The organism is Paenibacillus sp. 102, from assembly GCF_039549175.1.
In the GTDB taxonomy this organism is placed as follows: domain Bacteria; phylum Bacillota; class Bacilli; order Bacillales; family Bacillaceae_G; genus Bacillus_A.
On sequence record NZ_JBCGHT010000004.1, the window covers coordinates 224,942 to 237,236 of the forward strand.

General features: G+C 34.3%; 11 protein-coding genes and 1 other annotated feature. Of the genes, 2 read left to right on the top strand and 9 right to left on the bottom strand.

Annotated features, from left to right (window positions below; genetic code table 11):
- Positions 1 to 252: 252 nt before the first annotated feature.
- From AAIE21_RS13295 to AAIE21_RS13320, 6 genes are all read right to left on the bottom strand, one after another.
- Positions 253 to 1,011, bottom strand: a complete 759-nt coding sequence (locus tag AAIE21_RS13295; protein WP_343267217.1) for an SDR family oxidoreductase — start codon at positions 1,009 to 1,011, stop codon at positions 253 to 255.
- Between the two features lie 108 nt (positions 1,012 to 1,119).
- Positions 1,120 to 2,775 carry a putative ABC transporter permease subunit gene (locus tag AAIE21_RS13300; protein ID WP_343267218.1) on the bottom strand — a complete coding sequence of 552 codons (1,656 nt, stop codon included), beginning with the start codon at positions 2,773 to 2,775 and terminating at the stop codon, positions 1,120 to 1,122.
- The gene (locus AAIE21_RS13305) at positions 2,768 to 3,493 is read right to left on the bottom strand and encodes an ABC transporter ATP-binding protein (protein WP_343267314.1); all 726 of its coding nucleotides are present in this window, start codon (positions 3,491 to 3,493) and stop codon (positions 2,768 to 2,770) included. Before AAIE21_RS13305 ends, AAIE21_RS13300 begins: the two co-directional genes overlap by 8 nt.
- Before the next feature lie 153 nt (positions 3,494 to 3,646).
- Positions 3,647 to 3,829 (bottom strand): hypothetical protein, encoded by a 183-nt coding sequence (locus tag AAIE21_RS13310; RefSeq protein WP_481858680.1) that lies wholly within the window; start codon positions 3,827 to 3,829, stop codon positions 3,647 to 3,649.
- Positions 3,830 to 4,016: 187 nt separating this feature from the next.
- Positions 4,017 to 4,724, bottom strand: coding sequence for a YjjG family noncanonical pyrimidine nucleotidase (locus tag AAIE21_RS13315; protein ID WP_343267220.1), 708 nt, complete (start codon positions 4,722 to 4,724; stop codon positions 4,017 to 4,019).
- A 777-nt stretch (positions 4,725 to 5,501) separates the two neighbouring features.
- Positions 5,502 to 6,524, bottom strand: a complete 1,023-nt coding sequence (locus AAIE21_RS13320; RefSeq protein WP_343267221.1) for a tyrosine-protein phosphatase — start codon at positions 6,522 to 6,524, stop codon at positions 5,502 to 5,504.
- A 428-nt stretch (positions 6,525 to 6,952) separates the two neighbouring features.
- Here AAIE21_RS13320 and AAIE21_RS13325 point away from each other — a divergent pair, with 428 nt between their 5' ends.
- Positions 6,953 to 7,792, top strand: a complete 840-nt coding sequence (locus tag AAIE21_RS13325) for a DUF2785 domain-containing protein (protein WP_343267222.1) — start codon at positions 6,953 to 6,955, stop codon at positions 7,790 to 7,792.
- Between the two features lie 66 nt (positions 7,793 to 7,858).
- Positions 7,859 to 8,263 carry an NUDIX hydrolase gene (locus AAIE21_RS13330; RefSeq protein WP_343267315.1) on the top strand — a complete coding sequence of 135 codons (405 nt, stop codon included), beginning with the start codon at positions 7,859 to 7,861 and terminating at the stop codon, positions 8,261 to 8,263.
- Between the two features lie 8 nt (positions 8,264 to 8,271).
- On the opposite strand, the gene AAIE21_RS13335 is transcribed toward AAIE21_RS13330, so the two are convergent.
- The 3 genes from AAIE21_RS13335 to AAIE21_RS13345 all read right to left on the bottom strand — a co-directional run bounded on the left by AAIE21_RS13335 (position 8,272) and on the right by AAIE21_RS13345 (position 12,173).
- On the bottom strand, positions 8,272 to 9,270 hold the full coding sequence (locus AAIE21_RS13335) for a tryptophan--tRNA ligase (protein ID WP_343267223.1): 999 nt from the start codon (positions 9,268 to 9,270) through the stop codon (positions 8,272 to 8,274).
- A gap of 42 nt (positions 9,271 to 9,312) precedes the next feature.
- Positions 9,313 to 9,523: a binding site (T-box leader), on the bottom strand.
- Positions 9,524 to 10,168: 645 nt separating this feature from the next.
- Positions 10,169 to 10,837 carry an O-methyltransferase gene (locus tag AAIE21_RS13340; protein ID WP_343267224.1) on the bottom strand — a complete coding sequence of 223 codons (669 nt, stop codon included), beginning with the start codon at positions 10,835 to 10,837 and terminating at the stop codon, positions 10,169 to 10,171.
- A 61-nt stretch (positions 10,838 to 10,898) separates the two neighbouring features.
- Positions 10,899 to 12,173 (bottom strand): MDR family MFS transporter, encoded by a 1,275-nt coding sequence (locus tag AAIE21_RS13345; protein WP_343267225.1) that lies wholly within the window; start codon positions 12,171 to 12,173, stop codon positions 10,899 to 10,901.
- Positions 12,174 to 12,295 lie beyond the last annotated feature (122 nt).

Below are 12,295 nucleotides of genomic sequence, written 5' to 3' on the forward strand. Positions count from 1 at the left end.
CATATGCTATTTGGCCAATTGTTTACATTTAATATTCGAGCTTTTTCTACCTGACCAACCTTTCTTAACATAAGAGAAGGAGAATATATTGTCATATCAAGAACTGTATTCTTTATATGACAATATATTCTCCTATCAAAAGCCGCTATTTACTGACAATCTATTTATTTTATATAAAAATCAATTCAATAATTATTTTTCACTTCATATTATTTCTCAACCTTTTTGTTTACATAATAAAATTATAAATCATTAGTAAAACCCACCATTCGAATGAATGACTTGTCCCGTCACCCACTTTGCTTCCTCGCTTACTAAAAATTGTATGAGACGTGCTACATCCACAGGCTCCCCTATTCTTCCTGTTGGAAATTTGGTTACTAAATACCCCTTAATTTCCTCTGTCATCCATCCTGTATTGGTCGGCCCTGGATCAACAGCGTTTACTGTAATTCCTTTTTTCATTGCAACGGGTGCTACTGAAGTAGTAAAAGCTTCAATCGCTCCTTTCGTTGCTATATAAGCAAGTTCGTTTGGCATTGGACCTAACGATTGGCCAGATGTAAGATTTACAATACTTCCACTTGTTTCAAGTAAATAATGATTAATAAATAGCGTACTTAATAACATCGTAGCGCGCATATTTACCGTATAGTGCCTATCTAGTTGCTCTACATCAAGTTCCTCTACTGTGGTATCAGTAGAGTATGCAGCATTGTTAATGAGAATAGACGGCTCTCCTAATCGTTCTGATACCATATATAATAACCGGTTTGGTGCATACGATTGCGATAAGTTCACTTCAGCCATTTCACAACGTACGCCATAATTTTCAATTTCTCTTTTCAATAAAAATGGTTCTTCATCCTTCATACTCCATGGCATCGCCTTATCATACTGAGGCCAATATGTGAAAAATATATCCATTCCTTTTTGAGCAAGCGCCTTACAAATTGCTGCTCCAATTCCATTTAAACGTGTCGCTCCTGTAACAATTGCTATTTTCGTCATTGGTTCCTCCTCCTATTTCACAAAATAGAATTGACCATAAATTAAAATTATCACTACATTTCTTACAAATAAACCCCCTGTAATGAATACAGAGGATTTATCATTTTTTTATTTAATATTTGCTAAAATGCGCTCTGCTCCTAACTGTAAACTACGTGTTACAATTACATTTATAATCATAAATGTAATTAATAGGATACTAAACATTCCCCACATACCGATTCCAAAGAAAAAGTATAATCCAACAACTCCAGCTACGATTACTAGATCCATCGCAATATTTGCAAGGAAATTCCATAAAGTTGTGTACCTGCTTTTAAACAACTTTTGCTCCGAATCCCAATGTATATCCGCCGTTTGAGCGTCCCAACGTGTACCGATTAAATTCGTTAACCAAAGGCCATTTGCACTTAGTAAAAACCATAACAACATAAAGAGTGGTGACACACCCGCAACAATTGTCATAATCAGACCAAACACAGCTAAAATTGTTATATTTATAAACCATGCTGTAAAAACTTTTGCAAAAAATATATCTGATGCCTTTACTGGTAAATAGCGATTGACAAACCATGAACTTCCATCCCTAGAAAAAGAGGTTGTGGCAATGACATTACTTCCCATTAAGAATAAACCTGCACAGAAACCTATGCCAAGAGCTAGACCAGACCATTCTGGCTCTTTTATAAACTTAGTTAACCACTTTAAGTTCCCCTCTTGTACGAAAAGTATAAAGAATAACATAATTGGCATCACAAAAGTTTGCACGATACAATTTATAAAAAATTGTGGTGTTCGGAATAAAATTTTGAACTCTTTTTTGACATAAGCTTTTATGTGTGAATTTTGTACAGTTGATTTTTTTAAGTTTTCTGCTGAGATGGCTTCTTTTTTCGCAGTACTCGTTGAAAGTCCGATAACCCCTTTTAAATACGTACGCTGTGCAACATAGAAAAACAATCCGAAAAATGCTAAGGAAATCGCTGCAAAAATCAGAACATATATAATTCCTTTCCAAGAAGCATTTTCTATTAACCCCATCGCACCAAAGTATGTTGTCGGAAAATAATTTGTCATCTGAACGAATAGAGACGATTGATTATCAGCAAAGTAATTTGCCATCATATCCCCTGATACTGCACTTTTGTTTCGCCACTGAATAAATACATTAATGCCTACGACAAACAATAAGGTTAATATTCCAATAAATATATTACTGCGGTCTTTATTCTTAGCTATATTTGTATAACGCATAATAACTGTCATTAAGAGCGATGCAAGTACTAACGGAATAATAGGGAAAAATATGTAAATGAATATTACATATAAATAATATGTAATAAATGCACCGCTTTGCACACCATATACAATAAAAATTGGAAATAAAATGAAAGCTCCCATTACATATTGTGTAATTAATACCGTAATAAATTTTGCCGTAATGATTTGTGATGGTTGTAGTGGTAAAGGTAATAGAGTTTCAACATCATTATTATAGTAAAATACAGTTAAAATGTTCGTAATACTAATTACAAATACCCATATACTCGCAACAGCTAATCCCATTCCGATGATCGATGTTTCTTGTCCGATTGATTCCATTCCAGCGTACATTCCATATGTAAGTGGACCGATAAATATAAAGCCAGCGAATAATAATGCTAAAAATGAAAATGCATACGCCCACCGTTTCTTTTTATCCGTTATGATATCGGCATAATTTAATTTCAATAATACTTTTGTTAATGTCCAAATTTTATTCATTTCCAGTCATCTCCAAGAACATTTTCTCAAGTGATTCATTGGATTTAAAATGATCTCTCATTTCATTTAAATTACCTTGGAACTGCAAATTTCCCTTATTAATAATGGCTACGCGATCACACAATTTCTCAGCTACGTCTAATACATGCGTAGAAAAAAATACCGTTTTTCCTTTATCTGCATGCTCCCTCATCATTTGTTTTAAAATAAACGCTGATTTTGGATCAAGCCCTGTCATTGGCTCATCTAAAATCCATACATCTGGATCATGGAGAAGAACACCGATAATAATAATCTTTTGTCTCATTCCGTGTGAATAACTTTGAATTTGATCTGACAAAGCATTATAAAGATCGAATCTCTCAGTCAACGATTGAATTTTCTCCTGCCGGATTGCATTGGGAACCTCGTACATATCCGCCATAAAGTTTAAATACTCTATTCCTTTTAATCTTAAAAACATATCTGGACTATCTGGTACATACCCAAATGTTTTCTTTGCCTCTAAAGGTTCCTTTGTCACATCTTTTCCATTGATCGAAATTGCTCCTTTATCTATTGCATGTATACCCGTTACCATCTTAATTGTTGTGGATTTCCCAGCACCATTTGGCCCTAAAAACCCAAAAATTTCTCCACTCGGCACTGTTAAACTTAAATCTTTCACAGCATAGGAAGAACCATTATAACTTTTTGATACATTCACAATTTCAATCATTTTATCCAATCCTTTCCTCATTTACCAATAAACTATATCTCTATTATAGCATACTCGTATTTTTAGATTTTTGTATTTTTCCAGATTAAATAAAGTTTCATGAAATCTTTTATTACGTATCATCTTTAGAAACAGACCGTTATATATTTCTCCTTATCCGTTAAAATATATATATAAACCTAGACCAACAATTAAAACCACTGCTAACAAAAGGTAAATCATTGTAAGTCTCGTAATATTTCCTTTCGTTGATTTGCTATAATTTTCATCCCCATTTTTCCCAATTACTATTGTTCCAACAACAATAACAGCCACAATCATTAACATAATTAACATCCACTTGATCATACGTTGCCCCCTCCCTTCCTCTTGCAACCATTTTACGATATTTTTACTGCCTATAACTTGTGAATATTATCATTTTTCTGAACTTTAATTAAACAGATTACAAATCTTTGATTTTTAATTTTAATGACATCTTTATTTTTGATGAGAAATAGCCTACAAAAATCCCTCCTACTTATCATGTAGTGAGGGATTTTTTAGAGTTTCCTACAATCTTTATAATCTCGGTTAACTCACGAATTTCATATGTTGGTTTAATGCCTATATTATTTTCCTTACAGTGCGGGTTGAACCAGCATGTATCAATCCCGTAATTTATTCCCCCTTGGATATCAGAAGTTACAGAGTCACCAATCATTAATACGCTCGCTTTATCTGCAATTTGCAGCTTTGAAAACGCATAATCAAAAATCCCTCGTGCTGGTTTTTGAAATCCAGCCTCTTCCGAAATGATAGTATGCTCAAAAATATCACAAAGAGGCGAACCCTTGATTCTAGATTTCTGCACATCTGTGAATCCATTCGTAATAATAGCTAGCCGACAATCAGCAAGTGTATTACACAAGTCTACAGCTCCTGATACCATATGTATTTCTGTCCCTAAATAGCTAAGATATGTACTGTTGAATATGTCAGCATTTATTTCAAGCTTATGGGCTAGAAACAATTTCCTAAATCTCTCCACTCCCAATTCAGATAAAGTTAGAATCCCCTGCTCTAACTCTTCCCATAATACTCTACTAATCTCTTTGTAGCTGTCTTCATAATCTACCAGTCCCGTAGGTAATCCGAAGTCTACAAACGTTTTATTCAATGCCTTTTTTTCAGATATACCAAAATCAAATAATGTATCATCAACATCAAATAAGAGAACTTTATATTTCATAGGTACCCTCCATTACTGTAGATTTTAAATAAAGTTTGATCAAATTAATTCTATCACCCGTGATAAAAGAACAGAAGAAAAGAGCGTGTTTTAATTAATCTTTTTTTATTTAAAATCAAGAAAATAATTAAAAATCTTTAAAATTAAATCTGTGTGAAAAGAAAGTATACGCTACAAGAGCGGCTAAAGGATTGATTAACTATTTCATTTGGAATATTGCAGTTACAGTGTTAACAGAAACATAATAAAAAACCAAACTACAGTATTTATCTAGTTTGACTTTTAATTTCACCTTAAATATATAGTCTCTTTCCATTCAAATGACCATTTTGTACAATTAAAAAGAGCGCTCGTTTCCGCGAGCACTCTTCGAGGGGTTGCGAGAATCCTCATTAACAAAAATTAATGAGGCTAAAGTTAATGTGGTACAAGCAGTATACGCTTGTCCACACCCAATCCAGTGAATGCTCTTAACGTGATAAGGAGTGTAAGCTTTGAATAGAATAAGCAGTTAGCTTGTCCTATACTTCAATATATGCATGTCCTTATCAAAAGGTGCAATATAAAAGAGTACCCGCCATTAGGTACTCTCAAAAATAAGTATGGCGCTCCAAGTTCCATCTCATATGATAACTTGTCCCACGTTCTATAATACGCTTGTCTCATTCAAAAATTCACTGGTCTTTTGTGTAATTTCTACATAAAAGTGAATTATACCTTTTAGTGTTATTCCTATTTCAATACAATACAGGACTTTCCACCAAAACTATTTACATGTTACTTCTCTTCTAATAACAATGTCTTCATATTTTCTAACTGTTCTTTTGTAAGACCAAGTCCTTTTTCAGCATACATTTCAATGCTTCCAAATTTACGGGTAATTTCATCAATTGCTGCTTGTAAATAATCAGCGCGAGCTTCAAACATAGCTCCTAATATTTCTTTACTTTCTTCATTTTGTAGCTTCGCCCCTAAAAAGGCCATCATTTTTTGATTTAACTTTTCACGGAATCCATTACTTAATAAATAGTCTTGCATCACCGTTTCTTCTGAGACACCAAGAAGAAGTAATAATAAAGCAGAACCAAATCCTGTTCGATCCTTCCCAGCTGTACAATGATTAACTAGCGGTAAATTTTCCGGTTCTTGAGCGAGCTGTAGAAAACGTACAAACGCTTCATTTCCCTCTACAAAGCCTTTATTCATTTTCACTAAATACTCACCTGGTTTTCCAAGCATTGATAAATCCCCGACTTGGAAAAACTCATTAATGTTTAGATCTTTTGCTATATCTTGCATGACTGGTAAACAGACTTGACGGGCACCAGCAATGCTCGGATTCGGTTTATGCGTCACTTCAAAATCTGTTCGATAATCACAAACTAGTTTTAAACCAGACTGTTGTAAATAAGCAATATCCCACTCTGTTAATCCTGCTAATTCTTCTGAACGATATAATTTCCCCCACTTTACTTTATGGCCGTCACTTGTTTCATAACCACCTAAATCACGGAAATTAAACGCTCCTTGTAATGGTAACCTGCGTTCAGCTATAGTAACTGCTTGTCCATTACTTGCTACTAATCGAAAATAAGGACGTACGTTAGGACTTGGATCTTCTATTGTACATGAAGCTGCTCCAGTGAGGTTTAATAACATTTGTCCATTTCCCTCAATATGTTCTGATGAAGTACTCCAATAAATCGTAACTTCTCCTACTCCATCTTCCCATACTATATGTAACTTATTATCTTGATTTCGCTCTACACTTGCTTGTAACCAGCTTTTTTGTTGTTCCATTATTTCACCAATACTTTCTTTATATATTCCGTTAATGCTCTATTTTATTGTATTACAAATATACTGATTCTGTCGTGACTATATTTATGACATTCTTTTGTCTTTCTTAAAAATTAAGAAAAGATTTCTTTTACGAATGTTGTAGATGGAGCACCGCGAAATATGTAGGCGATCTGCCTGTCACCTAAATCTTGGTATACGATCGTACCGCGCTGAGGATGAGTATAAAATTCTAATCCATTTATTACTTGCACTAGGCTATAATTTCTAGTCCAGGACGTTTCAGTTTTTGTTTTAACATAACGACCTCCCTCCTTGCTAACTACTTCGGGAGAGCTTATTATTTATCCTTGCATGAGCAGGATTGTCTTCGAATATATAGAATACTAGGAAACAATGCATTACGAAAGCATAGAGGAGGAGCAGCTTTGAATATCATTGCATTGCAACAACAATTGGAGCTCATTCAGCAAAATGACTATACACAGATGCAGAACATAGATCTTAATGAGTTAAGTTCACATATGATTGGACATATGGGAACGACCGATAGCTATGTACGTGATCAATTAATATATAAATGTTTTGCACATTTTATTCAAAATGAATTTCTATCACATGATAACTTAGAAACTTTGTTAACAACCTGTCTAAGTGACGATTACTTATATCGAGAAATCTCCTCTCCTAATACAGATGGAGTTTTCACTCGTTCTTATACCACTTTATTAATAGGACTAATTATACAGTTCGATAATTCTCACTCATTCTTATTACAAGAAACTGTGCAAAACGTAAAAGAAAAGCTTATTACATATATGAATCTTGAAATAGATTATCGTGGATATGTACAAGATAAAGGCTGGGCTCATAGCGTCGCCCATGCATCCGATGCCTTTAACGAACTGGTACACAGTGCACATATTACCTGTTCCTGTTATGAAGAGATTGCTCATTGCTTATTAAATAAAATCTTCATTTATTCTACCGTATATCATAATAATGAAGATGAACGAATTATAACTCCCCTCTTATCTATGCTTTATTATGACTTTCCAAGGGATCAACTTTTTTCGATTATCTATAAAAAAATAAAACGTTTAACACAGTTAAAAATCAGACTTTCTTGTCATGAATACTTTATATTATGTGCAAATGTAAAAACCTTTTTACGTACCTTGTTTTTCAGAGCAAAAATAGATCCTAACCTTACTTCTGTAGCGAATCGAGCTGAAAAAATGTTGAGGGAATTACCGAAGTATTGTTAATGATAAAGGAGAAAAAGAATGGGATATATCGAAGACATGTGAAAGCTCGTAGGGAAGCACCCGCTTATCATAACTGGTTCGCACGTAATTGTTTTAAATAAACAAAATGAAATCTTACTTCAGCTCCGCACTGATTTTAATATGTGGGGTATTGTTGGTGGAGCTCTTGAATATGGAGAAACATTAGAAGAAGCTGCAAAACGAGAAGCATTTGAAGAAACGGGGCTTATTTTAAAAAGCCTAGAATTTTTTCATACTTTTTCAGGGTCAGAATTTTTTCAAGTATACCCAAATGGCGATCAAGTGCATGGTGTCATGATTGTTTATGTATGCCGAGATTACGAAGGTGAGTTGCGATGCGACCATAATGAATCAAAAGAATTACGCTTTTTCCCATTACATACACTTCCAAATAATATTGGATCTGTACCTAAAATGATGATTGAGCAATTTAACAAAACAAAAAAATAAGGGAACGCTTATCGTTCCCTCTCATATCCAATCCTCTTTTTGATTTCCGCTAAATTCACCTTCGCGATTTTTCTCGCACGCTTCCCACCTTTTTCTAGAGCCTCATACAATAAGTGCGGCTCATTCATATATCTCTCATACTTCTCTCGCGGTTCTTCTAATTCACGGTTTATAACGGAAAATAGTTCTTTCTTTACTTCCCCCCATCCAATGCCTTCTCTATATCGCTCTTGCATATTTTGTATTTCTTCCTCTGTTGCAAATTCCTTATATATCATAAATAATGTCTCAGGCTCTTTCGGTTCATGAGGTAATGAAGAATCAGTTTTAATTTTAAAAATTAGCTTTTTGAGCTTTTCTGCTTCTGCAAATAGAGGAATCACATTCCCATAACTTTTACTCATCTTTCGTCCATCAAGTCCTGGTAAAATAGCCCCCTCTTCTTGCACTACATACTTTGGAAGTGTAAATGTCTCCCCGAAAGTATGATTAAAATACGTCGCAATATCACGAGCGATTTCAATATGTTGAATTTGATCTTTTCCAACGGGTACATGGCTAGACTGAAACAACAATATATCTGCAGCCATTAATATGGGATACGTATATAACCCCATATTGACACCCGTATCGATATCAATACCTGCCTCTTTATTTTGTTCTACCTTAGCTTTATACGCATGGGCCCGATTCATCAAGCCTTTTGGGGTCAGACAAGCTAAAATCCATGCTAATTCTAAAATTTCCGGAACTTCAGTTTGTCGATAGAAGATAACATCTTCTCCAAGTCCTAATGCTAACCACGTTGCAGCGACCTCTTTTGTATAATCACAAAATAGCTTAGGGTCATGCACGGCGTTTAATGCATGATAATCTGCTATAAAATACAAGGCTTTTCCGTCCTTGTTTTTAGACATGTTTAATGCTGGTTTAATCGCCCCAATATAATTTCCCAAATGTGGATGACCAGTTGGCTTAATCCCTGTTAACATGATTTTCTCACTCACACTAACTCCTCCTTTCTGCAAATAAAAGAGTCCCTCATCCTAGAAAAGGACGAGAGACTCCCGCGGTACCACCTTTATTAGCTACAATTATAGCTCACTTGATGCCTCTTTAACGCGAAGCAAATCGTCTTAGCCTACTCATTTCAGCTAGAAGCTCCAGAGTCCATTCCATGTTCATTCCTTACTGACTTCCACCACATATCAGCTCTCTGTAAAGTTCCAAACATGTACTACTCTCCATCATTGCATTTATTTATTCCTTACATTTTACCACATTTTTCTTTCTAATAAACATAAATTTTCTGTTTTTTCAGATATAAAATTTTGTTACATGTAGATCTACAGAAAATAATACGACAACTTAGGAAGGATCCTCAAATCGAAATACATTCCTAACCTTAGCTCAACAGGAGTACTAGGGGTATCGCCACACATCCATCAACTTAAGATCTCATAATACCCCCAGAACGAAAATTTTGTGCATTTTGCTCGTTTTTATTGATTTGGGATAACTCGTTCATTTAGCTTGATGACGATGGGGTCTGGCCAACAAAACGCGAATTTTGTACGCTAAGGAAGCACAACTGTTGCTTTGGAATAAAGTCTAAATCTAAGGATTTTATAAACACGTATTTTATAGCAAAAGAAAAGGATTCATTTTGGGTAAACTTTACTCAAAATGAATCCTTTTCTTTTCAAATAAACTTTCTGCTTTATAAAAAATTTTGATCAAACTTTGCTCGTGAAATATTTTAATTTATACGCATTTCGCTTAACTACGTGGTTTATTAAAAAATATTGCGATAACTAAAAATCTATTTAGCAACTTTTAGCCCAAAGTTCAAATCATTGTTGGTTTTCTTTTCTCTTTTTAATAAAATACTTCTACTTCATACAATTACAGTACTACACTTATACTAAACCCATCATATCCCTTACTTCCTACAGTTTGTATTGCCGTTGAGGTTAGTTGCGGTTCAGATGCAAGAATATCAAAAAAACGACGAACTCCCTGAACACTTGAATCAGTACTAACAGAATTTACTATTTCTCCTTTTCGAACTACATTGTCTCCTATAATTACAGTGCCTTTTCGAGATAATTTAAGTGCCCACTTTAAATATTCCGCATTATTTTGTTTATCCGCGTCAATAAAAATTAGATCAAATGGATAGGCTCCCTCATTATATAAGTTCGACATTGTTTCAAGAGCAGGTCCAATTCTTACCTCTACTAAGTTAGATAGACCAGCCCTTGATATATTCAATTTTGCAACTTCTGCATGACGGATTTCTGATTCAAGAGTAATTAGATGACCATCTTCTGGTAAGGCGCGAGCTAACCATATAGTACTGTAGCCTCCTAGAGTTCCAACTTCCAATATTCTTTTAGTTCCTTGAATTAATGCTAGTAAGTGAAGAAATTTTGCTTGATTGGGAGCTACGTCTATTGCTGGTAAGTCAGCCTCAGCATTCGTTGCTAATATTTCTTCAAGAATTGAGTCTTCGGGTAACAATTGACTTGTAATATATGTATCTACTTCATTCCACTTCTTTAAATCTATCATTATAAAATCCCCTTTCATTTTTCACCATAATTTCAAAGACTATTTTTTATCTAAAATTATTTCATTCAGCTTTGAACCTAGACGATAAAATCATTTGCTCGTTTCGCCGTTTTTTCGTAAGAGCAATCCAAGAACAAAAAATCCCGATACATGCAAAAAGAATATATAGTACTCCCATTCCAATTCCACCCAATAATTCTCCAGTCATAATGCCAAAAACACCAAATATTTTACCAATTTGAAATACAAATCCATTAAAAGCCATATAAGATCCCCGGCGTGAATCGTCTACAATTTCAGCAAGTAAAGATTGCCTTGTTGGAACATACATCAATTCACCTACGGAAAGTACTGCAACAGCTAAAAATAAAGAAATAAAGTTATTTGAAAAGGCGAGTACCGCGTATCCTAAGCCAAATAATAAAAATCCTATATACATAATTTTTTGCTCTGACTTATTTTTTAGCCACTTTGTAATTACAGCTGTAAATAAGATAATAAAAATCGTATTTTCGACTGTTAGTAAACTTAACAATTTCACCCCACTGAGTGAAATTTCCATACCACCAAATAACGATACGACCTGTGCTTGAATTTCATTTTCCAACCTTATAGAGATAAAATGATTTCGTTGATACTCGATAGACAGTATAGCCACTCCTCCGATTGTAAACCATACAAAAGGAAGATCACGAATGACTGTTTGATAGCTTTGTATAATCGTTTTTAACCCAAAAAGATTCTCCACGTCTCTCGACTGTGTAACAGAATATGTTTCATGTATTAGCGCTATAGTCATCCATAAAGTCACCATAGAAATAGCTAACAAAGAAATTAACAGTTCAAAAAAATGTGATTCAAAAAACCACCCTCCGATTATTAATCCAAGCATAATTGATAGATTGACGGCCCAATAGTTGATAGAGTACATTAGCGTCCTGTTCTCTTTTGTACTGACATCTATTAACATAGCATCCGCTGCAGGATTAACAAAACCAGTGGAGATACTTATAATCAGCAACATTAGAAAGGTAAGCCATGCAGATGTTAAAAATGGAGAATTTACAAACATCATACCTGCAAATGCGAAGACTTTCATCCATTCTCCAATAACCATCATTTTCTTTCTACCTACTGAATCCGCCAAATATCCACCGTACAGACTCGCGATAAATTGGACCGATACTTGTATCAATAATAATATCGCTGCATATGTCGTATTTAATTCCTTCGCGAAATAAATTGCCATAAAAGGAAATATCATTGAACCAATGACACGACTCATAAAAGATGTATAAATTCTTACTCGAATATTTGGATGCATATCTTTGAACACTTAAATTCACCTCCATATTCAGTATGCTTTGTTCAAAAGTGGAAAAAAAGGTTATAATTTAACCATAAATGTCCCCTTTTAATATAAGTTTTGAGTAGATAAGATAAACTGCTTCAACCAAT